Consider the following 24,422-nt stretch of genomic DNA (forward strand, 5'->3'; position numbering starts at 1 on the left):
TTCAGCGTGGTATTTGCCCAGAGTCACCTGCGGCCCTCACAGCGAAATGAGGGTCTCTACCGCAAACTAATGGCTGTGCCAGATTGAGGGAGGATCTGGCCAAACGTCTACCCTGTGACGGTCGAGGTGGCACTATCGGCGTCTTGTTGACTGTTGTTGGGTTTGCTACGGTCGCATTCTCTCTGAACTGTGGACGACCTCGTAGGGTGTCACGTCGGATGCCATCGGTGAGATACGACCGTCTTATATCGCTGTCTGAACCGTGAGCTGGAGCAGTTGTGGAAGCAATACGCTGATCGCAATTTGGCTCCACATTGTGAACGTTGCTGGATAGACACGTGTGTCTCGAACTTCTTTGAGGCGGCGCCGCGCATCGTCTAACTTGTCTTGATCGACAACTTTTGAGTTGTTAATATCGTACGGGTTTTCGATTGCCTGATGGAGTTCAGCCTCTAGTTCCCGGATTCGTCGCTCCTTCTGTGCCGACATGAGCTGGTGGATGGTGTACATCGAGTACGCAATCGAGAGCAGCCCAACGAACCACGCAGCCGAAAAGAAGACCAGCTCAAACAGACCAGGCACGTACCCATCTACCGAAAGCAGGACGGGCCCATAGACGAGCAGGAAAAACAAGAGCAGCCCAGCCGTGTAAATATAGTACGACCGCTTCAGGAGGTGACCGACCGCGGCAAAGCCGCCCATGTTGCGCGGGTCATAGAAGAACAAGTTGAACTCGGTCTTCTTGATCCGCCGTGGTAACAGAAAGTGAATCCCGCAGTAGGTGAAGGCGAATTCAACCATGACTGGGAGGAACACAAACTCCCACGTGAAGAGCAGATTGAATGCTGTCACTCGGTTCGGCACGCCGACGTTCAGAATCGTATTCGCATAGAGAACGACAACAGCAAGAACGTAGACGACGACCTTCGTTCGCCAGCTGAATATCTGGTGAAACTGGCTGATCTCGGCCGCATCTACACGGTCTTGAGCTCGGAGTGCGGCAAGCGCCTCCTCGTACCCATTCGACATGTACCGGACGCCATACACCCCCAGGATGAGTGCCGCATACCCGGCTGCGGTGTTTGGGGTGTCAAGGAGGATGTGGGTCCCACCAGTCAGATGTACGTACACTTGGAGCACTGCGAGATCGAGAACACTGAACGCTCCTACAAACAGATACGGCGGATACATATTTTGACCAGGGAGAGCCGATGAGAGACGCGAAAAGCCACACAGTGTTGCGATATACTCGATGAGATTTCGCTCATTTTTCGCATCAAAATTGCTTGGCATGGTCAGGTCGTGCGGTACATCCGGCTTAGTTTTGTCCCCGACAGAAACACCTCGGGCGTAGTCCCGTCACGTTCGCTCAGGGTAGAGGCATGCTCGAGGTTTCAATGGTGGCGCGGCATCAAGCAGGCGCGGACTTCCGAGGCGGCTGCGAACAGCTCTAATTACATCTAATTAGTTTTATTAGGTTGGATTAGATACATTTTGTTATGAGTCGGTGGGAAGCCACCTCTCCCCGGATGGGCCCCGTTGTAGATGTTGAGCGTGGTGTGACCAGTTCTAGCAAAACGGTCACCAGCCACGCTGCTGTGCGAGGGGTACGCGCCCTCAACAGATTTAGCGCTGAGAGCTCGCCTTTTCACACAGTCACTTTGCGATGCGGGCATCACGGAGTAACTGATCTGAGAGGCGAACTCGCATGATTGACAGCGGCACGTACCCGGATTTCGTACTAGCATTCATCCCGGTGACGTTGTCTGCTGCTTACGGGGTTGGGACTGTTCTTGGCACGCGTCTCGCTGCCGTCGTGGCCGCAGTTGGCATTTGTTACCTGCTCATGGTCGACGGCCTGTTCTGGCATGGTCCTATAGACGAACGCTAGCGGCCACCGAGATACGCAAACGCGGATTGTCGTTGTGCGGCCTGTCGCAGTAGGGTCTCTGCGACGGCGCAGCGTCATCTATTAGGGTCGTCTGTGGCACTTGTGACAGTGTTCAACTGAAGCGGTAGCGCGGAGTCCCCTTCCTCAAGGAGCGACCGGAGGGAGCGAGTAGGGAGGGGAGGAGCGCGTTTGTGTTGGTCGCAAACACCAATCAATAAGTAGCCTATTGATCACATTGAACACGTGGCAGACGACTACGTGCGTCGGACGGCAATCACTCGTCTCGAAGTTACGGACGAGCAACGCGACCTCCTCGAAGAGACGATCTCCGAGTGGAAGCGTGGATGCCAACTCGCCACGGACATGGCGTGGGGCAAATACAACGCGAAAAGCGACGTACAGCCCCTCGCATACGACGACGTGCGCGAACACACCGACCTCGGAAGTCAGCACGCGATTCTCGCCACCCACCAAGCCGCACAAGCCATCACCGGCTGTATCGAACGGAAGGCGAAGGACAAGAAAGTGAGTAAGCCCACCTTCACCGCACCCACGGTGAAATACGACACCCGGACCATGACGGTATTTGATGATGATACGGTGTCGCTCTCCACCACAGAGAGTCGCGTCCGGTGCGACCTTGCCCTCCCTGACGCCGACGATGGCTACCAACGGCAGTACCTCGGCTCCGACAACTGGAGCGTCACGGAAAGCACACTCACCGCTCGTAACGGCGGCTACTTTTTACACATCGGCTTCCGCCGACCCAAGACCGACACCGAACGGAACACCGCCGAGGACGGGACGGTCCTCGGGGTTGATCTCGGTATCGAAAACCTCGCCGTCACAAGCACCGCCTCCTTCTTCAGCGGGCGGGAGTTAACCCACGATCTCCACGAGTTCGAGAAGGTACGCGCCGGACTCCAACAGACCGGGACGAGGAGTGCTCATCGGACGCTCGAACGATCGAGCGGCCGTGAACTTCGCTACGTTCGAGATGTACTCCACCGAGCATCCAACGCCATCGTCTCGGAAGCGCTCGGGTACGAGTGCGACGTGATCGCGTTTGAGGATCTAACCAATATCCGCGACCGTACGGGAGCGTCGTGGGGACACAAGTGGGCGTTCCGAACGCTCTACGAACAGGTGGAATATAAAGCCGAAGCGGAAGGAATCTCGGTGAAGCAAGTCGGGTCGGCGTACACATCGAAGCGGTGCGCCGAGTGTGGGTTCACGGCAGACGAAAATCGCCCGACTCGCACCGATTTCCGGTGCGTGAAGTGCGAGTCGGAGGCGAACGCAGATTACAACGCGGCGAAGAACATCGGGATGCGGTATGTCCGTCGAGGCCAACAGTCGTCTCAGCGGACGGGCGACAGTCAACTCGCCCTAAAGTCTGGAACGGTGACGCCAAGTGGCGGATTCACCGCCTACCCGGACGGGTTCGAGGCCGAGTTCATGGACAAGCCCCACCCTCAAAACGCCGAAGGCGTTTAGGGTGGGGTAGTTGACTCGTAATCCGTGTCTCAGGCCACGCACTCCGCATCAACTCTCAGACACCCTGACGATTGGGCTCAGGTTCGTCGCACTCGGCAGACTCACACACCTGCTACGTGCCTCAGCATCTGTGTTATTCAGTCTACAAAGCTCTGCCAGTTGAGATGGTATTATCGTTGAGTGACAGATTGTTGCTGGATCTGCTATCCTCAGATTCTGCTTGGACTCAAGGAGTTAACCTGTGTGTAATAATTTCCTGGCGGTACTGATCCGAAGAGGCACTGACGGGTGCTTCACACTCCCTTCGCCGGTCAAAAGACGCTGGTTACGCTACGAGCAAGGCCAATTAGGCGAGACTGTTCCCATCAAACTGCTGTGCGTTATACTCGACGTCCAGCAGGTCGAGGACGGTGGGCGTCACGTCGAAGAGGTTCGCGTCGGACAGGTCGAGGTCCGGCTCCGTCGAGTACAGCAGCGAGTTCTCGAACTTGTGCATCCCGTTGCGCGGGCCCTCGGTGAAGACGGCCTCCTTGCCGGAGAACCCGGACTTGAGGTCGAACCCGTCGGCGGGGATGACGACGAGGTCGGGCGCGATGCCGTCGTGGTCGCCGTCGAAGACGGTCTCGCCTTTCACGATCCGACGGCACACCTTCCGGCCGTCGGGGCCGGTGAGCGATTCGAGGTCGTCGATGAGCGCCTCGCGGGTCGCCTCGTACTCGGACTCGGGGACGACGCCGTTCGGCTCGCGGCCCTCTACGTTGAGGTAGAAGCGACCGGGGATGAGCGAGTACGCGCGCGTCTCGTCGTCGATGTCGGTGAGCGCGTCGTGGTCGTCGTCCGCGTAGGAGAGCCACCCCTCGTCGGCGAGGAACTGGTTACAGTTCACCTCCCACTCCAGTCGGGTGAACCCGTGGTCGGAGGCGACGATCAGGGTGGTGTCGTCGTCGAGCGAGTCGCGGATCTCCCCGATGTAGCCGTCGAGCTTGCGGTAGAACTCGAGGAACTCGTCGGCGTACTCGCCGTCGGTCGCGTAGTCGCCGAAGAGGAAGTGGTTCACCCGGTCGGTGCTCATGAACACGCCGAAGAAGAGGTCCCAGTCGTCCTGGTCGAGGTAGTGGGAGAAGGCGTCGTAGCGGGCGTCGAGCGTCGCGTGCGCGTTCTCGATGAACTCCGTCTTGTCGTCGTCGTGGCCCAGTTTGGCGTTGACGTCGATCCGGTAGTCGAAGTCGTCGAGCGTCTCGCGGAGCTCTTCGTCGCTCGTCGCGGCATCGAGATCCGGCGAGAGGAACCCGGAGGCCATCCGCTGGACCCGCGTCGACGGCGGGAACGTGACGGGGACGTTGAGGACGGTCGCGTCGCGCCCGGCGTCGGTGACGCGGTCCCACAGCCGGGTCGCCTTCACGTGGCGCCCGAGCGGGACGTACGTCTCGTAGGAGTCGACCTCGCGGTCCTGGAAGCCGTACACGCCCGTCGCTCCGGGGTTCTTCCCGGTCGTGAGGCTCGGCCAGCACGCGCTCGACTCGGGCGGGACGATGCTCTCTAAGCGCCCCCAGGAACCGGTCTCGGCGATGTCGGTCAGGTTCTCGAAGACATCGGGGTGGTCCTCGACGAGATCGAGTGGGACGCCATCAATGCCGAGGAAGACAACACGGTCGTCATCATCGTCACGCAGCCGGTCAAACAGACCCATGTACATGGCGTGTAGACGATCTAACATACTCCTTACGCTCTTGCGCGCTAGGGGGCGCTACCGAGTACTAGTTCCAGTTGGAGCAGATATCGTGATGGCCTCTTCGCATACGATAGTAAGCGGTTGCCGAAATCGAATATCGCGAGACGATCGACAAAATGATGGCCTGAATCGATAGACGGTGCCGGCACCACAGTAGCGGTACAGATCTCTACTGAGAACCCGGTGATGTGTTTCTCGTGGAGATCCCATCTCTCAGAGGACCAGAGAGGAAGTCCACGGCTTCAGTCGTGGGTCACTGACGGCGCTGCTGGCTCACGGCAACGCGTGTTCCGGCGACATCGCCCCCTGACCGGAACGGCGGTACGACGGACCCCGAACGCACCGCGCGTCCGTGAGGTCGCCGAGCGTCAGTCCTGCGGCAGTGACTGGTCGGCGGGCTGGCCAGTCGCCGGTCGGTTCGAGACCGCTTGGACGGCCGCGGTCTGCGGCTCGTTCAGGACGCGACGCGCACGCTCGGGAAGCATCCACGCCGAGTCGACGTGCTCGTCGCTAATATCGATGGTTCGCTGAGAGGTGTAACACTTGTAGTGGACGGCAAACCGGCCCTCTTCGTCATCGTTAACCCACGCGTTCGTCGCTACGGGCGTGTGAACCTCGACGGAGATCCCCGTCTCTTCGGTTATCTCTCTGCGGAGGCCGCGACGGACTGGCTCTCCGGGGGCGAGCCGTCCCCCAGGTAGCTCCCACTCCCCGTCGGTCGCGCGCTGGAGGATGAGATTCTGCCCACGGGAGTCGAGGATGACGCCGCGAACACTCACCGTCGCGCGGAGCAGTTCGTCGGTCATTGCCGCAACTGATGTTTAAGTAACAATAAATCTATGGGCCGGCACGTGTTCTGATTCGAGTTGCGTCTCGGAGCGGAATCTACGATCTCTGTTGCCCGATTTCGAACCGAAATATCCTTTTAACAACAACTACATGTCAATTTATATGCCCGACGACTTCCCGGCGAGCGTCGACGTCGATTACACCGACGGCGAGGGGGAAACTCCGGACGACTACCCGTCGATCCAGCACAAAATCGAGAAGGCGGTCGAGGTCACCCGCCGCGGGCTCGAACAGTACGACACCCCCGCAGTGATGTGGACCGGCGGGAAAGACTCCACGCTGACGCTGTACTTCATCAACCAGGTCGCCGAGGAGTACGGCTACGAGAAGCCGACCGCCGTGTTCATCGACCACTTCCAGCACTTCGATTCGATCACCGATTTCGTCGAACACTGGGCCGACGAGTGGGAGATCGACCACGTGTACGCCCGCAACGAGGACGTGGGCGCCTACGTCGAGGAACACGGCCTCGAACCGGGCGACGACATCCCCGTCGACGCCCTCTCGGAGCACAACCAGCACCACATCCGAAACATTCTGGAGTTCGAAGAGGACTCGTTCCCCTTCCTGCTCGACACGTACGTCGGCAACCACCTGCTGAAGACGGTCGCGCTCAACGACGCGCTCGAAGAACACGACATCGACGGCGTCATCTCCGGCGTCCGCTGGGACGAACAGGAGGCCCGCGCCGACGAGACGTTCTTCTCGCCGCGGCACGACCCCGACCTGTTCCCGCCGCACGACCGTATCCAGCCTATCCTCCAGTTCGCCGAGGCCGACGTGTGGAATGCGTTCTGGAACTTCGTCGTGCCGGACACGGTGGAGGCGTTCCCCGACGAGGGGTACATCCCGCAGGCCGACGACGACCTCCCCGAGGGCGTTACCCAGGAGGACATCCCGATCTCGCCGAAGTACTTCGCCGGGTTCCGCTCGCTCGGCAGCGAGGTCTCGACCGAGAAGACGACCGAGGAGCCAGCGTGGCTCCAGAATCTCGAGGACACGACCGAACGCGCCGGCCGCGCCCAGGACAAGGAGGACCTGATGGAGCGCCTGCGCGACCTCGGCTACATGTGAAACCCACGGTGTCGACTGGTACCCTGTTGCCGATGATCGCTCGGGTCGAACTGTAGTGTGAGTCCTATCACATTATTGCCGAAGAGTCCATCACTGAGGACCTCGTGATCCACTGTGTCTTCCAGCGTTCCGGTGTTCGTACCGCCAGTAACGGCCGTGCTGGCATCGATGACACAGTTCGTCGCGACAGCACCGAGGTTGAGGATTATATCCGTGAAAATAAGCGGGATTCTCACAATAACGGCTCGGTTTGAGCAGTTCCGCTGTTCATAACGCCGCACCAGACCGACGCGTTCGGGCGGGTGATGTGCCCAGCGAGCAGGGCGTTATCGGCGACCACGGCCGGGGCGCGACCGTGGCCGTGTCGCGAGAGTTGGTCCGCGTATTCGCGAGGATCACGGTTAACCGGGAGGGAGAGAGAGAGCCTCATGATTTTACGACATCGAGCCCTGGCATCGACACCGAACAACGCGTCCCCGTCGTCGCGAGCAACTCGGAAAGCGTGCTGGTGAGCGTGTTCACCGTTGTGGATCGGTCCTGCGGGGCGCGGCGAAGACCTCGGGCAAAAACGCGTAGACTTACACGTTGGTTTACTCGGTGATGATCAAACCGGAATAAAGTGCGCTCTTCGATCCCCACGAGTTCGTCAACGGCGAAGTCGATCACACCGCACCTGTCTAGGTGCTGGGCGAAGGCGATTGCGACGGTCGGATCATCGGTCTGGCAGTGGCGTTCTAAACGTCATCAGCCGTGGCGGGGTCGACGAGGTGGTCGCTGTTGCGGACGACAGACGAGACCTCGATATATGATTCGGCTTGGCAGAAAGTGTGGTTGGTTCCGAGCTGCGGCTCGTGGGTGACGGGTGTGATGGCGAGTTCCCGGCCGCAACCGTCCCCAAAACAGGACTGGACGCGTTGGCTGTCCGAGCCGACGACAATAGCAGCATCCGTGTTCGCCGCCTCAACTGTGTCGACGATGTAATCGAGAACTGGACGGTTCTCCCATGGGTGACATCGGCCGAGAGCGATTCTCGGTAAGTGGCCAGAGATGCTGTCCGTTTTCAGCAGTGAGACGAATATATCTCAGTACCTCACCCCGTCAGTCTCCGTGATATAATTTGGCACCCACCGAGAGCACAACGCTCATTCAGCTGTTTCTAACGTGGACTCGGTGGCTGTCTCTATGAAGAAAGGACGGTATCATCCAGACATGACATTGATTATACATGGTGTTTTTGCGTGTAATGACAGGTTAGAGTATATTTCGGCTCGATAGACTACTAGGTTTAGAAACAATTATAGTGGCACCATCATAATGCCTGCTTAGCCCAACAAATGTTATCTGGTAGCAACCGGGGGAGACTTATGAACTCAGAAACTCACACTCAGTCGGTGCTACGAGGAGAAGCGTTCCACGGGTCACCCCGTCTCAGGGTGGGATCATGAACACACCGTTGACTGGATTGTTCGTGTTCGGCGGGCTCGCCGCGATCATGTGGGGGGGCGAACGATACCGCTCTCACTTCGCGAAACGAGACCTTATTATCGGTGTCGGCGTCGGAACCGGCTTCCTCTTGCTCGCTGTCGCACCAACGTTTTACGACGCTCTCGGGGCGCTTCTCAGTCTCGACAGCCGCTTTGTCACCACCTCGCTGTTCGGAAACCTCTTTTTGATCGTGATGGTATTCTATCTGTACACGACGCTCCGAGACACCCGGCGCGATATTTCGGATCTCTCGCGGAGTTTGTCCGTTACGGAGACGATGACCGAGCCACGAACAGACGGGGGCAATCATCCGATCGCGATCGTGATACCCGCGTACAACGAGGCCGCCAGTATTGAATCAGTCCTCGACGCGCTTCCGGACCACATTCGTGGCTATCCCATTGAGGCGATCGTCGTCTCGGACGGTTCCGACGACGACACCGCGACCCGTGCCGCGGAGGCCGGCGCGAACGTCGCCGAACACCCCATTAATCAGGGACAGGGCGGGGCGCTCCGAACGGGCTTTCTCGTCGCCGAAAAGAAGAACGCGGAAGTCGTCGTCACTATGGACGCTGACGGACAACATCCTGTCGACGAGCTCGAAAACCTCGTCGCCCCCGTGCTTGACGGTGACGCCGATTACGTGATGGGATCGCGGTATCGCGGCGTCGATCACTCCGGGAACGGAGTCGTTCGGCAGTCGGGGATCAAGTTCTTTACATGGCTCATCAATCGGCTCACGAAATCTGAGATCACTGACTGTACGAACGGTTACCGCGCTATTCGAGGATCAGAGATAGGAAAATTAACCCTCACCGAAGAGCGATTCAGTGCGCCTGAGCTGATCATCGAAGCGCGGAAGAACGGGATGCAAATTGAAGAGATTCCTATCGTCATTCAGGAGCGTGAGGCCGGCGAAACAAAGAAGCCGCAGATTAGATATGCGCTCGGACTGACACGGACAGTACTTACGACATGGATTCGGTAACTGATCGGAGCGGTCACGAATGAGTCAGACGCTGCTGTACGTGAACAACACCGACCCGGAGGACGGCGGTGGCGGCGATCGTCGGTTGTTCGAGGAGGCAGCAACGCTTCACGAAAGGGGCGCGGATGTCCAGGTCGTGGCCAGTCGCACCGATCCCGAACTCAAGCAGCGGCGTGTCTCCAGCGGAGTTCGGATTCGGACCGTCAAATGTGTCCCAGACTTCCTCCAGCGTGCCCCAACCCTACATTTCTACCTTGCCCGGTCGTTGTTTCCATTCGTGTCGCTCCCGGTACTGCTCGCGACGCTTTTCCGCGACGACATCGATGTCATCATCGACAACCACACGCCGCATCCGAGTCTCGTCGCGTTCCTCGGGCCACTATTCTCTGTGCCGGTGGTTGCGCTCGTCCACGAGTATCACGACTGGAGCGCGATCGAAAAATACCCGCTCCCAGTCGGTGTTATTCAACTGCTCGCCCAGAACTTCTTGCGTATTGGGCTGTATGCGGCCGTGATTGTTCCGCGCGAAGAGACGAGAGAGGCGCTACGCGAGTATGGAACATCGATACCGATACACGTCGTGCCGAACGGGCTCGACGTCGACACGTACTTAGAGCCACCTGCGGCGGTGGAGGCGGAGTCGTTCGACTTCGTCGTCGTTTCGCGACTCGTTCACCGAAAGGGCATTGACCAACTGCTGGGAGCGATGGCACTCGTCGCCGCGGAATACCCGTCGGTTCAATTGGGGATTGCCGGCTCGGGACCGGAACGGAATCGGTTAGCGCGACAGGCAGCTGAGTTAGGCATCTCGGAACACGTAACATTTCTTGGCTTCGTCTCAGAAGAGCGGAAGCGGGCACTGCTCCACGAGTCGTCGGTCTTCGTGTTGCCCTCGCGCCAGGAAGGGTTCGGCATCGCCGTGTTGGAGGCGATGGCGACGGGGACTCCAATCGTGGCGAACGATCTGGACATCATTCGACGTCTGGTACCGGAGGGACCGAACCGACTCGCCGATGCCAGCGAACCGGATACGTTCGCGACAGCGATGATGGACGTGCTGAACGAGGAACGAGACGCTGAGCAGGTTTCGACGCCCGAAAATCGGGAGGAGGCCGAACGATACAGCCTCGATCGCGTCGGCGAACAGGCGACATCTGTGTACAATCAAGTGCGTGCGCACACCTGATATGACAGTGACTAATACGATGAGGCAGCGTAGGACGAATCGATTGGGTATCCACTATGACTGATCGCCCGAACACCATTCTCCTCTCGATCGACGCGCTCCGTGCGGATCACCTCGGAGCGCACGGCTACAATCGGGAGACGAGTCCGTTCCTCGACGAACTCGCGGACAGAGAGCTCGAATTCACGACGGCGATCTCCGCGAGTTCACACACCCGAGAGGCCGTCCCGGCGCTGTTGAGCGGGCGCTATCCCGACGTGTTCGCTGCGAACGGGTACAGATACGTGCCGAAGACGGTCGCTGATCGACTCTCGGAAGCAAGGTTCCGAACCGCCGGGTTCCATTCGAATCCCTACGTCTCGCGGGCGTACGGCTACGACAGCGGGTTCGATACCTTCGACGACGACCTCGTCCTCGGGCAGAATCGGTTCGTCGCGCTCGCGCAGCGAGCGCTGAACAAGTTTGTCTTGAATAAAGGAGAGTACCACGCTCGTGCCGCGGAAATCAACGACCGATCGCTCTCTTGGTTGGATTCAATCGGCGACGATCGGCCCTTCTTCCTGTGGAACCACTATATGGATCCTCACGGGCCATACAATCCGCCTGCGGGCTACACGTACGCCGACCGCGAACTGTCGAACGACGAGGCGCAGACGCTCTACCAGAAGACGATCGACAGCCCCGACGAGATCGTGGACGAGGAGCGGCAGTTGTTAATTGATGCCTACGACGGGGAGATCCGATATCTGGACGATCAGCTCCGCGCGTTCTTCGACTCGCTCGACGATCGCGGGCTGCTCGAAGAGAGTCTGATTGTCGTGACGGCCGACCACGGGGATGCGTTCGGCGAACACGGGTACTACACGCACCCGCGATATCTCCACGAGTCGTTGCTACACGTTCCGCTGATCGTTTCGTTGCCGGGTGAACGTGGGAACGAAACGGTGACAACTCCGGTGAGTACGCTGGATATCGTTCCGATGATACTGGAATACGCTGGTGAGCCCGAGTCGGAGTTGCCGAGGGAGCCACTCGTGAATAGAGACGGACAGTTAGTGTTCGATGACAGTGTCGTCTTCGCAAGTGCGACCGGCGAGGACGAACACGAGGGGATCAGGCGCTTTGCCGCTCGCGGCGAGCGGTGGAAGGCGGTACTGGAGCGGGAGATCGATTCGGGAGAGATCGTTTCTGAGGGAGTGTACGATCTTGTGGAGGATCCCAGAGAGCAGTCAGAGCTAAACCCGAAGCAGGCCGATTCAATAGAATTCCTAGAAGAGCTACGCTCATTCAGCGCATCCCGAGTTGACTCGGTTGACGGCTCAGAACAGGAGGAAGGGACACAAGACCAGTCCGCAGAGATCGACGAGCGGCTCGAAGCCCTCGGGTATAAATGAGGAGCTTATAATGGACATCTGCCTCGTATCAAAAATGTTCCCGCCGGATGTTGGGGGAGCTGAGACGTACGCCTACGAGCTGTCGAACACATTGGGACGTGCGGGACACAACGTCGATGTGTTTACTATGGAAGCGGCGACAGACGGTGAAATCGATGTCCACGAGAATGTCTCGGTAACCCGTCTGATGAAACGTCGTCGGCTCGTAACCGTGGATACAGTCCTCTTTAGTATCGTGGCACGGCGCAAGATCGACTTTGACGCGTACGATGTCGTCCACGGCACGCTGATGCCAGCGTCGACAGTCGCGTTCACTCCTGGGTTCGGAATGGCTGACGTACCGCTTGTCGTGACGAGTCATGGTACATCGGTCGGCGAAATGCGGTCGAGTGACCCGCACACGTACGAGGATTACCTGATGAAGTACGTGTTCCATCCGATGAACATCGTCTTGGATTCGATCGCAGGGCGATTCGCCGATCGAATTATCGCTATCAGCGATCACACACAGGAGCAACTGGTGGATACGTACCGCTTCGACAGCGATCGAGTTTCGATGATTCCTCACGGGGTGGATAACGAGCGATTCCATCCCGATGCCGGCCCACATCCTGCGCCCGATTCAGAGAAATTCACGTTACTGTACGTGGGCCGGCTAGGACCCCGAAAGGGAGTCGATTTGGCGATCGAGAGCTTTGCAGCCCTTGACCGCCCTGACGTGGAGTTGTTGATCGCCGGGACGGGCCGACATGAGGATCGGTTGCGGAACCTCGCATCAGAGTTGGGCGTTTCAAATCGTGTCCGGTTCCTCGGGTTCGTTCCAGATGACGAGCTGCCGGCACTGTATGCGAGTTCAGACCTATTTGTCCTCCTGTCGAGTTACGAGGGCTACGGTCTTGTGTTACTGGAGTCGATGGCCTGTGGAACGCCGGTAGTGGCATCCCGGGCCGGCGGAATCACGACCGTCGTCGACGGTAAGTCCGGTGCGTTGGTTTCACGTGAGATTGGGGATATTATCGACTCGATTGACTCCTTTATCGAAGATAATGACCACCACCTAGAGGCTACTTCGGCAGCTCAAACCCGAGCTACAGAACTTGACTGGAACGAAGTAGCAGACAGAGTTATTGATGAATACGTACACACTGAGGTAGGTCAATAGATGAGCGTGACCGTCCCGAAGGTATCAAATGGATCAATTGAGGCGGTCCTTGGACTGGTGCGTGACTATTTCAGCTATTTGATCCTCCTCGGTGGTATCGGAGCACTATCTGTAGTCGTTCTTCTTGATCTCTGGGCATTTCTCGCGCCAGCTGTCGGTATTCTACTCGGTGGAATTGTTGGCATTTTCGTTCGCGATTATCGGATAGAAAGTGAGCAGGATCCGCTAGATTGGCGCTTTGGCATCATCGCCACGTCGCTGTTTATTGTCGGTCTCTTTGTGATCTACCGCCCTGTAATCGGTGCTCGTCCACCGCTTCACTATGTACTTCACGGAGCAATGGCAGCCGTCATCGGGTATCAGATATTCCGAGGAGGTTCTTGGAATGTCATTACGGCCGAAATAGCCATTTTTGCGTTCTTCACATTCTGGAGTTCGCAACTAGCCTTTCCGGCAGGAATGTACTCTCCGGACACCTTCGCGTTTATTCCGACCGCGAAATCGATCGTTGTATCCGGGGGCCTCGAACAGGTTGGAACGTATAGTCACACACCGGGACATATGGTATTCGTCGCGGAATTCGCTCAGGTCACCGGATTAAATGTGGATATCAGCTATCGATTTGGTGCAACAGCGGCGATCGCTGGGACGGTTCTTATCCTCGCGTACGCTGACCGTGCGATTCCGGGTCTATCCCGACGGACTGCCTTGCTCGCGGCGCTGATCTTCGTACTGATGTCGTATTCTATCGCAAAAGGCACTCGTCCGACGAAGTTGAATTTCTTTTATCCATTGATTCCGTTGATCGTTCTCTCCGTATTCAAAATCGAGTGTGGTCTCGGCGATTCGAAGCGATATCTTCCTCCTCTGTTCCTAGTGATGGTGTACTTGATCTTTGGACACACATACAGCGGCGGGGCCGCGCTAATAGTGACCGGCGTAATCTGGCTATATCTCAGCGGAATTCCGGTGTTAAATGGTCTCGATTATTCTGAGCGTATCCCCGTCCGCACGACGATCGCGTTTGGAATTCTATGTATAATGTATCTAGGGTATGCCGGTCTGGTAACGGGGGAGATGACAGGCCGAATCGCCGATGTCGTTCTCTCTTTAGTTGAATTGCTTTTCGGGGAGGGTGCAAGTGGTGGTGGTTCAGGTGGGGGACGGTACTCACAGTTGTCACTCTCACTCCTTTTCGTTTCCACTAGCGGTCAGTTGGTCATGTTTGCAACATCAATGCTCGGTTTCGCCACTATTGTCCGTCGACAGGAATGGGGCCTTGACGCGGTTGCATTCTGGATCGTAGTCGGCTTTGGAATAATCGGCTTCAGTATATTTGGCAATGCTACAGACATCCCCCCACAGAGAATTTACTCTCTTCTCGCATTATTCGGCCTAAATCTCGCGTGTGCAATCGGGATCATAGCATTCCATTCATATACACGTTCGAATGTCGTTGCTTCGAGCGTTGTCGTCGTACTTGCAATCTTAGCATTGAGTTCACCAGTGGCGGGGGTTTCTCTATCGCCACACAGTGACGAGATACCGACTTACAAACGGTATGAAACGGCATCAAACAATGCAGTTCAAATATGGACTGATTCTCGTATCACTGGTAATGAGGTGTTCACAACGGCAGGAACAAGCAGTAATATACCAGTACAACGACTTGAAGACGGGGAAGTGTCTACAACTGTTAATCGAAGTGCAATCACTAATGGAACTATCTATATACACTCTAAACACGCCGAAAAAACAGGCTTAATGATAGATTCGGGAGGGGTCACCCTCGGCTCGCGAGAATACGCATTCGTTTATCTACCAAATAGTAATTCAAATGATAATACGGTCTATTCTAATGGAGTAGGAGAAGTATTTATAAAGAAAGCTGACTGACAGTCGACGACAACCGATGAAATCCAATATACAAAATCAAGAGTATTTTAGACTGCGAAAGGGTCAACTTACAAAATTTCACCTCAATAGAGTGCCACAGTTTCGAATCATCCAATTGTTCAGACATCGCCCGCACATTTCATAAAATGACAGACATTTGCCTTGTCACACCTAGATATCCGCCAACGCATGCTGGCGGGGGTGAAGTTAGTGCCCAATTACTTGCAGAACAATTAAAAAGAAGTGAAGAAATTGGGAACATAACAGTAGTCTCATTCGATGGCAAGAATACGGAGATTATAAACGATGTCAAAGTTGCTCGTCTAGCTGATCTCCCAACTTATCCGTACACTATTCCTAACGAAATTGCATATCGGAGACTCATTGATTATGAACTTGAGTGTGATGTTATTCATGCATATAACATGGATTTACATCCAGCAGTTGGTCGAATTTCTGAGAGATTACAGATACCCTCAGTAGCGACATTAAATTCATATTCATTAATGAATAGACAGGCCGTAAATATTAGTCCGTCAATTGAGCGTAAATTGTATGAACTAACACTTCTCCGAGCTGAACGACCTAGATTGAAGAGACAAATGCGTAAAATCGACATGTTTCTCCCACTGAGTCGGCCTGTCAAAGAAAAATATCAAGAATGGGGGCTTTCAGACTGTGAGTTTGAGGTCATTCCAAACATGATTGATCCAAACTTTGCTTCGTCAATGAAGAGGACCTCGTCTGAGAGAGGTAACCTTGTGTATGTGGGCCATTTGCGCCCGTCAAAGGGTGTAAAGTATCTCGTTGATGCTATGAATCATCTACCAACAAACTATTCACTGACAGTTGTTGGTGGTGGTCCTGAGAAAGAACATTTAGAAGCCCGTGCATCTTCCAGTTCAGCGTCAGAACGAATCTCGTTTACCGGAAAAATTCCCTATGAGAAAATCTCACAGGTATTTGATGATTCAGATGTGTTTGTTCATCCCGGTGTGTGGCCAGAACCATTTGGTAGGACGATCCTTGAAGCAATGCAATCTGGCCTCCCAGTTGTTGCAACTAATACTGGAGGGCCATCGGAAATAGTCCCACAACCAGATTTATTATGTAGTCCATCAGATCCAAGTAGTCTTAGTAAGGCGATAAAATATGCATATAAAAATCAGGATCAAATAGGCCAAGAAAATATAGAATATGTAAAAGATTGTTTTCACCCAGATAATATTCTAACTGATATTATAAAAATATATTCTAATATTAGTAAAAAAAGGGCAGTGTAGTTATGATTGTTTGGAAAATGAGATGGTCATAAAGATAATTCAGTTACAGTAATAATCGTCCTTATTTGCCCACAATATCATAAAACAACGTGACCTTGTAACTGCGCCTCCAAGGTTAGGTAAATCACTGTGCCTACGAAATTACAGCGTTGATCGATTAGTCGGTGAGGTACCTAGTTCGTCCAGTCCGTCCAAGAACACCATCGACAAAACCTTCGAACCACGGTTTCAGTAGCGTCCATTCTTGATTCCTCGTGATTACATACAACAAAATCCCAACTGATGAGAGAAAGAGAAGCTGCCCCACTCCCGAGAATCGGCGACGAGCAAGCTGGAACAGATTTCGTGTTCTATAGTAGACTTGGTACGGATTGGTATGTACAAACCCAGTCTCTTCGTGATTGTGTTCGACAACACTCTCAGGATCGAATGCGACCTGATATCCGTGTTCTCGTGCCCGAAAACAGTATTCGATTTCCTCCACGTAGAGGAAAAACGACGGATCAAGCAATCCAATATCCTCAATCATATCTGCCGAAATCATCATCGAGCAGCCGACGACCTGTGTTCGGGGGACAAGTTCATCATCGCGGGACCCGACTGATGGCAGATAGCCGAACCGATGCATAAGCCGTACAGCCGCTGTATCTCGGTGTTGCTGTGAGGGCGGATCATCACCCACAGCGGGCGCAAGAATACCGACCTCGGGATTCACAAGGATTTTTCTCGCTAGCCGCGATACTACTTCGATATCTGGAAGATTAGTATCTGGATTGATTATGAAATAGCAATCACATTCCTCTGAAAGATGTTGTATTCCAAGATTGTTCCCCGCAGCATAACCAACATTGCCGTCACTCTCAAGATATGACACCCTCTCTGTGCTCCTTGCCAGCTGATCCAGTGTCGCCGAAGGCGAACTATTATCTACGATAACGAGTTCATCAACGCCTTCATAGAGTTCGGCCGTCAGACGATGAGTTTCCTCTTCTGAGCGATAATTAACGATAACCGCCCCCACCGTTGGATTGCTTTCAACCACCGAGCCACCTGTCATGTGTGATGCCTTTCTCTTCTGGCTTAATTTACTTAACCATCATATAGACAACAGTTGTTCCGAAGTTTATCTGTATCGCATATATCGGATCATCGCACACAGTTTTGTGCTGCGCCGCGTTTAGGATGGGATCTGCCGTTTCGACGTACCCACTAATATTGATAATCTGAGAGGACGGCACTTCACGGATGAATACATTAACTGTATTCGTTCCAGTGGTGTTCAGACAAGAATGAAGATTGAGGCGGTGTCTTTTCTGGGTAATTCATGCCCGAACGCATACGCGTCATTGGAAGTGTCGACAAGATCAAATTAGGTTTTATGAGGCGAAAGGAGACACCGAGGTGTAATGAATCTCGGTATTCAGTTCCATCTCGCTGGATTATCACTTTCAAATATATTCTCGATGATATATTCGGCGTCGAACGTACTCGATTATCCGTTCATAATTGGGTTCACAAAGTCGATCTACAGCCTGAAGCTGGTCAGTGCCCGGATCACATTGTGGTTACCGAGACATCTGGGAGCGAACTTCGAGGAATGGTTGCCGCTCAACTGTTACCAGCTCCCGCAGAGAGTGTCTCTATTGGGGCTGGCTTGGCCGTTATCTCCAGCTGAAACTTCGCGATCGGGATTATCATTGGTGAACTACCCTGGGATATTTTTTACATCACTATCGGACAATCTCTCCGGAGCTTCTCATCGAGCTTAGTTCAGACGGTCAATATCGTGTTTCTGCTGATCGTCAGTTGTATTACAGTGTATCTGTTAGCACGACCAGTCTACCAACATATTCCAAACTGAGTAGCGAACCAGCTTGAATCAGTTGCTCGGGCTTGTGACTTGGCCCTGATCTCTCACAAACCGGTAGACGACGAAGACACACGTTCCCAGGATTGCTCCGTACCAGAGCGTTCCGACCCGGATAATCACTGTCGCACTTACCGCAATTGTCTGGGTGTATCCCAAGATGACGAGCATTCCGACCATACTGGCTTCTGCGGCCGCTAACCCCCCAGGAAGGAGGCTGGCCGCACCCACGACCGATCCCAACCCGAACACGAACAACGCAGCGAGGAGGGTCGCTTCCGAACTGAAACCACTTAGCACCACCCACAGCGCAACTCCCTCTAAGCCCCACGCCACGAGGCTAATGAGGAACGCGGTACTGAGTGGCCACACTTGGAACAGCGTATACGTACTCTCATAGAACTCCTCTAACTCGGTTACATACGACCCGACGATCGGAAGCGTCTCTAGCCATCCTAAGACACGTAGACAAAACGTTCGCCACTGAAGCAGACTGATGCCGAGCAAGAACAGGAGAATCACGCCGATCAACACGACCGATGACCGCTGATAAATGAGTAACCCGAGAAACGCAAAGGCCGACAGTGCGATCAGATCAGTTACTCGTTCAGCACCGACCACGGACGCTGTCTGACTGACTGGTACATCACGGAGGTCACGAAGGAACCAGGCCTTCCAGACTTCACCTGCTTTCCCAGGAGTCACGACCATCATCAAACCGCTGAAAAACACGATCAGACTTGTCTTGAGTGGGATGTCAATGTCTAAGTGGCGAAGATAGTATTCCCACTTGAGAAACCGGACAGCATAGCTAATCGTAGCGAGGAGGAACACGACACCAACCCGCCAGCGATCAACCGCAAGCAGTGCCGAAACGACTTGCGAGGCGTCACCGACGACGAACAGCCCAAAGAACACGGCAACCGTCAAGAGTGCTGTGACCCAGAGCCCGTGTTGGCGAATCGCTCGTTGAACTGTTGAGAGGACACCCATTAGAGATTCACCATCCTGAGTGCGTCATTTAGTTTCGTCGCAGTATGACCCGAGAGATACCCCCCTCGTCCGGCTATCTGCGTTGATGTGGATTTGATAGCCTCACGGAATGGCGAGTCACACACTGTTATAGACCGGCCCACCTCCATCGGAAAGTGCGCATCGCTTCCGCCCGTGATCGCTAAGTCGTGCTGGGTAGCATACTCCCGAGCGCGACGGTTGAAGCGAGAGAGTAGACAGCGTGAATTTTGAGCCTCGACGCCGTCAACTTGTGAGGCAATTGCGTCGAGATCTGTGTTGTAATACTCTCGGAACCGATCAAACGGATGCGAGAGGATCGCAATCCCATCTTGCTCGTGGACGTGTTCAATAACGGTTACTGGGTCGGACTGCGGGGGCTCATCGTTGATGTACAATGCCAGAAGATGCCCCTGTGTCGTCGTCACTTCTACCCCAGGAATCACGGTTAGGCCAGCAGGTGCGAGGTCGGAGACCTCATCGTACCCCGCCAGCGTATCGTGATTCGTGATAGCAATTCCATCTAATCCCGCATCAACAGCCGCATCAACAATGTCAGCGGGAGAGGCTCGTGAACACGGAGAGGCGTCGGTATGAACTTGGAGGTCGTATCGCTTCATTGAATCACCCCAACAGCCATCTCTGGGACGTTGTAGAGGACGGCAACAACAACGATACCCCAGAGGATAAGATTCACTACTGAGGATCGATCCGTGAGGAGATATTCGGGCTGACCTGCGATGTTCGTCGTATGGACGAGGTGATGATAGCGAAACACACCAAAGAACGCAAACGGGAGGGTCACCATCATCGTCGGGTCCGTTCGTGAGAACGTGTAGAGTGAGTACGACATCAGCAGGGTTGCCATCACCATCACTAGGAGTTGGTCAATATTGTTCTCCGAATATTCGCCTAAGACATCGCGTGTTTGCTGTGGGTTGGCCGCTACCTCCAGTTCATTCCTGCGCTTTCCAAACGCGAGCACCAACGCAAGAAGGAATGTACTCACGATCAACCACGGGCTCAAGAACACGTCGATAGCGATGACTCCCGCGATAGCGCGGAGCACGAACCCGATAGCGACGATCAGCACATCGACGAAGACGAACTGCTTTAGAACAAGTGAATACAGGGCGTTCTGTGCGAGATAGGCGAGAAGGATAGCGAGAAAGAGGGGGCCGAGACTGTAGGCGGCTCCGAGTCCGATACCAGCTAAGATGAGGCCGAAAACCGCGGCAACCGAGACAGACACTTGTCCACTTGCAATCGGGCGGTGCTGTTTTTGCGGGTGATTGCGATCTTCTTCAAGATCGCTAATATCATTGAAAATGTATGTTGCGCTGGCAACTGTTGTGAACGACACAATCCCGATCAAGAGGCTCAGCCAAACACCCCAATTGAGAAGATTTTGCGAAAAGACGATTCCCAAGAGCATTACGCCCTGCTTGTACCATTGCCACGGGCGAATCTCTCGAACCAGTCCAGTGACTGTGGTTACTGGGTTAATGATCTGCGATGACCTATCCATTCAATATCTAGTCTACTGACCAACAAGACAATAAAGATATTGTTGATCTGTATAATTGCGCCACGCGAAGCTACTCTCGTTGGCTGAGATAGGCGTCTCTGGTCCGTATATCCGAGTAGAGATCCGCAATAACGTGCGTATAGATGGTAAGCGGCCGTCATGAAGGCCAAACATCCAATAATAATCCATATTAATACGGGAAAGAACGCCGCCAATGAGAAGATGAGTAAATAACCGGTGATCTCGCCATATATCACTTCGCTCGAATATCGATGGTTGATCTACAAATACCCGCGACGGGTTCCAAGACAACGGGCGAGGTTAGACCAATCACCACGATTAATCCGTCCAATTGCGAAGTGATCCAAGCCAGGCGCAGTAACGGCTAGTGGGAAACCTACTACAGCAGAAATAATCGCGTGGCTCCGCGAGTACATCGTACAATCATAGTGCTCATAGGGACTCGTGGGTTTACCGCTCTTCTGGTCTCCGCCGACTTGAAGCAAATTCGCTTGATCAGTCGGGCCGAAAACAGGTGTTGGGGCTCATCGGTATGCGGCAATAGTAAGTATAAAGACATTACGCTAATTTTATCGACATAATGAGTACGACTGAGCAGATGGACCCTACGGGCAGCCAGCATGATTCTGTCGTGGTCACGGGTGGAACTGGCTTTCTGGGACTTCACACGTGCCAGTACTTTGCTGATCAGGGCTGGGACGTAACCGCACTCGACCTCAAACCGTTCAACGAAGAAGACGATACAGAAGACATTGAATACATAGAGGCCGATGTGCGTGACGAGGAGAGAGTGTCCGAGGCAATTGAGAAAGCTGACGCGGATGTAATCGTCCACAGTGCGGCGGCACTCCCACTGTGGGACGCCGACGAGATTTGGGAGGTAACGGTTGAGGGGACGCGCTCGGTATTGTGGGCCGCGAAAGAGCACGGCGTTGAACGAGTGGTCTATATTTCGTCCACAGCCGTCTACGGCACTCATGATACGCATCCAATTACCGAGGAATCGCCGTTAGACGGTGTCGGTCCATACGGAGACGCAAAGATCGAAGCCGAAAACATCTGTCGAGACTTCCGTCGGATGGGGATGTGCGTCCCGATTATTCGACCAAAGACGTTCATCGGACCACAGCGGCTTGGCGTGTTTCAGGTCCTGTTCGACTGGATCGAGGGTGGGGCGAACATCCCGATGGTCGGGTGGGGAAACAACAAGTATCAATTACTCCACGTTCACGATCTCGTTCGGGCAATCGAGATGATGTTCACGTTGGACGAGAGCGAGGTGAATGACGAGTTCAATGTGGGTGCGACGGAATACGGAACGATGAAAGAAGACTTCCAAGCCCCGATTGACGAGGCGGGAACAGGGAAGCGAGTTGTCGGAACACCAGCAACGCTGACCCGCTTTGCTCTCCGAGTGTTGAACAAACTCGATCTGTCACCGCTCTATCCGTGGGTATATGAAACAGCTCACGAGGACTCGTACGTCTCCGTCGAAAAGTTGTGCGATATCGGATGGGAACCAGAATACTCCAATCAAAAGGCATTGGTTGATACATATCAATGGTATCTAGAGAATTATGAAGAAAGTGAGGATAAAACTGGAAAAGACCATCGTGTCGCGTGGGATCAGGGCGCTCTTAAAATAGTGAAAAAGGTATTCAAAAAAATATAGACATGGTCGATTTAGCGTCTTCAAAAAAAGATTCTTACTTCAATTATATCCATAGAGGTTCAATAGTATTTATTGTATTATATACATTGTTTCAGCTTTTAGTATCAGTTCCATATGGGATTCAACTCTCTGATGAGGGATTTCAATTCTATCTTGCGTGGGGGATAGGAAGCGAGAATTTGGTTCTCTATAAAGATATTTTCACTATGTATGCTCCTGGATACATTTGGGGTATAGCATCTTTCTTGGAGATATTTGGATATTCATTTTTTTCGTTCCGCATTTATGAAATTATTTTTACCCTCGCTCTTTTAGCTGGACTCTATCTTATTATTAAACGACTTACTACAAACAGATGGGTACCAATATATGCACTTACATTTATTGTACTGATTTGGATTCCTATTGGATTCAAATCAAGTAGAGTAATTATGTCACTTCCATATATATATTTGGGCGTCCTTTCTATACAATCGGGTTTAACACAGCGTCGAATTATCGGGCTATCGCTCGTTGTGACTATTGCAGGCCTTATGAGCCAGGAAGTCGGTGGGTTCTTATCAATTGGATTTCTCTCATTACTTCTAATATGCGAATACAACAGCCCTGCGCCTGTTAGCTACTGGAGAGGGGCTAAAAAGCTGACTCTATTCGTAGGAGTTGGTATCATTAGTGTAACACCAGTTCTCTATTATTACTTTATAAATGACGCTATATTCTATCTGATACATGATCTCTTTCTATCTCTCCCCGCATTTTCTGAGGCAATGGGTATCTCAGTAATTCGCCCAATTATGCGCCCCTTTTTAACTTTTGAACTATCATTAATGGGTATATTAAGATTTGGGTTTAGATCGGTGAATTCATTCCTTTTCTTTTTACCACCGATATTAGTAGCTATCACTGTAAAACATCTATTACAGACGTATAGAGAGACAGACGAAGTGTCTGGAGATAATTATTCTCTTGGTTGGATCGCTGTTGTCGCATCTCTCTTCTACTTCATCGCACTTGGCCGTAGCGATATGTCGCATCTCGCAAATGCAATTTTCCCCTCTGTCGTATTGTTATCGCTCTTACTAGATGAATACTACCCGGAGTTAAATGTACATCGTAGCAGCCGGCTGGGCCATTTACCCGAAATGAAAGAAATTACAATTCTCTGTCTGGTGCTTAGTACACTACTTATCCCAGCAGGAGCTGGACAGATGCGATTGTTATTAGGAAATCCTCTGTTAGGAGGCCAGAATTATGTTGATTCTGATATTCAAACAGCTGATCGCTTGCAAATTTCTGAGAAGGAATATGAGAACATTTCAACAACCGTGGAAACAGTCAAGAAAATACAAGAAGGATCCAATTCAAAGTATCACGTTGTGGCGTTACCCTATCTCCCGGGATATTACCCACTCACAGGATCTATACCTCCAACACGATATGCATCATTCTTACCGGGTGAGATGGATAACCGAGATATTGCAGACCTCATTAGTACTATGAATAATACAGACACAATTATTATTTATAATACAAATAGAACGATATATACTAATGAGGGAGATATATCTTTACAAGATTATTATCCTCGACTTCACAATTACATTATCAATAAGTGTAATTTAAAATCCACTAAGAATGACACAAAAGTATATACTTGTTAACTCTTAACACTCTTAATTAAATGAATTAGAGTGCTTTGTTGAATCCGATGATGGCGTGGGAATCACCGTTTGAGTGCTTGTTCGAGGTTGCAGACTGCGGCGGTCACCACGAGTTCGCGGAACTCGCGGTACCACGCGCGAGGGGGAGACAGGCGGGGCCGAACCGACGTTTGATGGCCGAAAAGGCAGTCTCGGCCATCCAGCGCTGGCCGTCTAATTCTCTGT

Annotated in this window: 17 protein-coding genes and 1 pseudogene; 11 read left to right on the forward strand and 7 right to left on the reverse strand. The window is 53.4% G+C overall.

Annotated elements, in window-relative coordinates:
* Nucleotides 1-243: 243 nt before the first annotated feature.
* Complete coding sequence (locus tag EXE44_RS07020; RefSeq protein ID WP_137716547.1) at nt 244-1,293, reverse strand: hypothetical protein; 1,050 nt, start codon at nt 1,291-1,293, stop codon at nt 244-246.
* A gap of 841 nt (nt 1,294-2,134) precedes the next feature.
* Here EXE44_RS07020 and EXE44_RS07025 point away from each other — a divergent pair.
* Entirely contained in the window at nt 2,135-3,388 is a 1,254-nt protein-coding gene (locus tag EXE44_RS07025) for an RNA-guided endonuclease TnpB family protein (RefSeq protein WP_137716548.1), read from the forward strand.
* Nucleotides 3,389-3,734: 346 nt separating this feature from the next.
* On the opposite strand, the gene EXE44_RS07030 is transcribed toward EXE44_RS07025, so the two are convergent.
* Together EXE44_RS07030 and EXE44_RS07035 are read right to left on the reverse strand one after the other, a co-directional pair.
* Complete coding sequence (locus EXE44_RS07030) at nt 3,735-5,078, reverse strand: alkaline phosphatase family protein (protein ID WP_137716549.1); 1,344 nt, start codon at nt 5,076-5,078, stop codon at nt 3,735-3,737.
* A gap of 410 nt (nt 5,079-5,488) precedes the next feature.
* Nucleotides 5,489-5,926 carry an NUDIX domain-containing protein gene (locus tag EXE44_RS07035; protein WP_137716550.1) on the reverse strand — a complete coding sequence of 146 codons (438 nt, stop codon included), beginning with the start codon at nt 5,924-5,926 and terminating at the stop codon, nt 5,489-5,491.
* 145 nt (nt 5,927-6,071) lie between these two features.
* Here EXE44_RS07035 and EXE44_RS07040 point away from each other — a divergent pair, with 145 nt between their 5' ends.
* The 7 genes from EXE44_RS07040 (at nt 6,072) to EXE44_RS07070 (ending at nt 16,437) form a co-directional block, all read left to right on the forward strand.
* Complete coding sequence (locus EXE44_RS07040) at nt 6,072-7,043, forward strand: phosphoadenosine phosphosulfate reductase family protein (protein ID WP_137716551.1); 972 nt, start codon at nt 6,072-6,074, stop codon at nt 7,041-7,043.
* A 1,441-nt stretch (nt 7,044-8,484) separates the two neighbouring features.
* On the forward strand, nt 8,485-9,516 hold the full coding sequence (locus tag EXE44_RS07045) for a DUF2304 family protein (protein ID WP_137716552.1): 1,032 nt from the start codon (nt 8,485-8,487) through the stop codon (nt 9,514-9,516).
* Nucleotides 9,517-9,535: 19 nt separating this feature from the next.
* Nucleotides 9,536-10,702 carry a glycosyltransferase family 4 protein gene (locus EXE44_RS07050; RefSeq protein ID WP_137716553.1) on the forward strand — a complete coding sequence of 389 codons (1,167 nt, stop codon included), beginning with the start codon at nt 9,536-9,538 and terminating at the stop codon, nt 10,700-10,702.
* 56 nt (nt 10,703-10,758) lie between these two features.
* Nucleotides 10,759-12,096 (forward strand): sulfatase, encoded by a 1,338-nt coding sequence (locus EXE44_RS07055; protein ID WP_137716554.1) that lies wholly within the window; start codon nt 10,759-10,761, stop codon nt 12,094-12,096.
* A 10-nt stretch (nt 12,097-12,106) separates the two neighbouring features.
* Nucleotides 12,107-13,258 (forward strand): glycosyltransferase family 4 protein, encoded by a 1,152-nt coding sequence (locus EXE44_RS07060; RefSeq protein ID WP_241988395.1) that lies wholly within the window; start codon nt 12,107-12,109, stop codon nt 13,256-13,258.
* Nucleotides 13,259-15,154, forward strand: a complete 1,896-nt coding sequence (locus tag EXE44_RS07065) for a hypothetical protein (RefSeq protein ID WP_137716555.1) — start codon at nt 13,259-13,261, stop codon at nt 15,152-15,154.
* Nucleotides 15,155-15,300: 146 nt separating this feature from the next.
* The gene (locus EXE44_RS07070; RefSeq protein WP_137694911.1) at nt 15,301-16,437 is read left to right on the forward strand and encodes a glycosyltransferase family 4 protein; all 1,137 of its coding nucleotides are present in this window, start codon (nt 15,301-15,303) and stop codon (nt 16,435-16,437) included.
* A 157-nt stretch (nt 16,438-16,594) separates the two neighbouring features.
* Here the strand turns inward: EXE44_RS07070 and EXE44_RS07075 are convergent, their stop codons facing one another.
* Nucleotides 16,595-17,494, reverse strand: a complete 900-nt coding sequence (locus EXE44_RS07075) for a glycosyltransferase family 2 protein (protein ID WP_137694910.1) — start codon at nt 17,492-17,494, stop codon at nt 16,595-16,597.
* Nucleotides 17,495-17,761: 267 nt separating this feature from the next.
* On the opposite strand from EXE44_RS07075, the pseudogene EXE44_RS21355 reads away from it, so the two are divergent.
* Nucleotides 17,762-18,013: pseudogene (locus EXE44_RS21355) on the forward strand (IS6 family transposase); the annotation flags it as partial.
* Between the two features lie 303 nt (nt 18,014-18,316).
* Here EXE44_RS21355 and EXE44_RS07080 read toward each other — a convergent pair.
* Genes EXE44_RS07080 through EXE44_RS07090 form a run of 3 tightly spaced genes read right to left on the reverse strand, consistent with a single transcriptional unit; the run spans nt 18,317 to nt 20,843 of the window.
* The gene (locus EXE44_RS07080) at nt 18,317-19,297 is read right to left on the reverse strand and encodes a lysylphosphatidylglycerol synthase transmembrane domain-containing protein (protein WP_137694909.1); all 981 of its coding nucleotides are present in this window, start codon (nt 19,295-19,297) and stop codon (nt 18,317-18,319) included.
* On the reverse strand, nt 19,297-19,935 hold the full coding sequence (locus EXE44_RS07085) for a PHP domain-containing protein (protein WP_137716556.1): 639 nt from the start codon (nt 19,933-19,935) through the stop codon (nt 19,297-19,299). The genes EXE44_RS07080 and EXE44_RS07085 overlap by 1 nt, the downstream gene beginning before the upstream one ends.
* Nucleotides 19,932-20,843: a decaprenyl-phosphate phosphoribosyltransferase gene (locus EXE44_RS07090; RefSeq protein WP_137694955.1), complete on the reverse strand. Its 912-nt coding sequence runs from the start codon at nt 20,841-20,843 to the stop codon at nt 19,932-19,934. The genes EXE44_RS07085 and EXE44_RS07090 overlap by 4 nt, the downstream gene beginning before the upstream one ends.
* Nucleotides 20,844-21,444: 601 nt before the next feature.
* Between EXE44_RS07090 and EXE44_RS07095 the strand changes: the two genes are divergently transcribed.
* Nucleotides 21,445-22,536, forward strand: a complete 1,092-nt coding sequence (locus tag EXE44_RS07095; protein WP_137716557.1) for an NAD(P)-dependent oxidoreductase — start codon at nt 21,445-21,447, stop codon at nt 22,534-22,536.
* A gap of 2 nt (nt 22,537-22,538) precedes the next feature.
* Nucleotides 22,539-24,197, forward strand: a complete 1,659-nt coding sequence (locus EXE44_RS07100) for a glycosyltransferase family 39 protein (RefSeq protein WP_137706852.1) — start codon at nt 22,539-22,541, stop codon at nt 24,195-24,197.
* The last annotated feature ends 225 nt before the right edge of the window (nt 24,198-24,422 follow it).

Origin of the sequence: Halorubrum sp. SS7, from assembly GCF_005435055.1 — an archaeon.
Taxonomy (GTDB): Archaea; Halobacteriota; Halobacteria; order Halobacteriales; family Haloferacaceae; genus Halorubrum; species Halorubrum salinarum.

Excerpts from the sequence above, each read along its gene's own strand:
- EXE44_RS07090 (WP_137694955.1), bottom strand. The coding sequence starts at position 20,843 with ATGGATAGGTCATCGCAGATCATTAACCCAGTAACCACAGTCACTGGA.
- EXE44_RS07065 (WP_137716555.1), top strand. The coding sequence starts at position 13,259 with ATGAGCGTGACCGTCCCGAAGGTATCAAATGGATCAATTGAGGCGGTC.
- EXE44_RS07055 (WP_137716554.1), top strand. The coding sequence starts at position 10,759 with ATGACTGATCGCCCGAACACCATTCTCCTCTCGATCGACGCGCTCCGT.
- EXE44_RS07050 (WP_137716553.1), top strand. The coding sequence starts at position 9,536 with ATGAGTCAGACGCTGCTGTACGTGAACAACACCGACCCGGAGGACGGC.
- EXE44_RS07095 (WP_137716557.1), top strand. The coding sequence starts at position 21,445 with ATGAGTACGACTGAGCAGATGGACCCTACGGGCAGCCAGCATGATTCT.
- EXE44_RS07020 (WP_137716547.1), bottom strand. The coding sequence starts at position 1,293 with ATGCCAAGCAATTTTGATGCGAAAAATGAGCGAAATCTCATCGAGTAT.
- EXE44_RS07075 (WP_137694910.1), bottom strand. The coding sequence starts at position 17,494 with ATGACAGGTGGCTCGGTGGTTGAAAGCAATCCAACGGTGGGGGCGGTT.
- EXE44_RS07060 (WP_241988395.1), top strand. The coding sequence starts at position 12,107 with ATGGACATCTGCCTCGTATCAAAAATGTTCCCGCCGGATGTTGGGGGA.
- EXE44_RS07045 (WP_137716552.1), top strand. The coding sequence starts at position 8,485 with ATGAACACACCGTTGACTGGATTGTTCGTGTTCGGCGGGCTCGCCGCG.
- EXE44_RS07035 (WP_137716550.1), bottom strand. The coding sequence starts at position 5,926 with ATGACCGACGAACTGCTCCGCGCGACGGTGAGTGTTCGCGGCGTCATC.
- EXE44_RS07040 (WP_137716551.1), top strand. The coding sequence starts at position 6,072 with ATGCCCGACGACTTCCCGGCGAGCGTCGACGTCGATTACACCGACGGC.
- EXE44_RS07070 (WP_137694911.1), top strand. The coding sequence starts at position 15,301 with ATGACAGACATTTGCCTTGTCACACCTAGATATCCGCCAACGCATGCT.
- EXE44_RS07085 (WP_137716556.1), bottom strand. The coding sequence starts at position 19,935 with ATGAAGCGATACGACCTCCAAGTTCATACCGACGCCTCTCCGTGTTCA.
- EXE44_RS07100 (WP_137706852.1), top strand. The coding sequence starts at position 22,539 with ATGGTCGATTTAGCGTCTTCAAAAAAAGATTCTTACTTCAATTATATC.
- EXE44_RS07030 (WP_137716549.1), bottom strand. The coding sequence starts at position 5,078 with ATGGGTCTGTTTGACCGGCTGCGTGACGATGATGACGACCGTGTTGTC.
- EXE44_RS07080 (WP_137694909.1), bottom strand. The coding sequence starts at position 19,297 with ATGGGTGTCCTCTCAACAGTTCAACGAGCGATTCGCCAACACGGGCTC.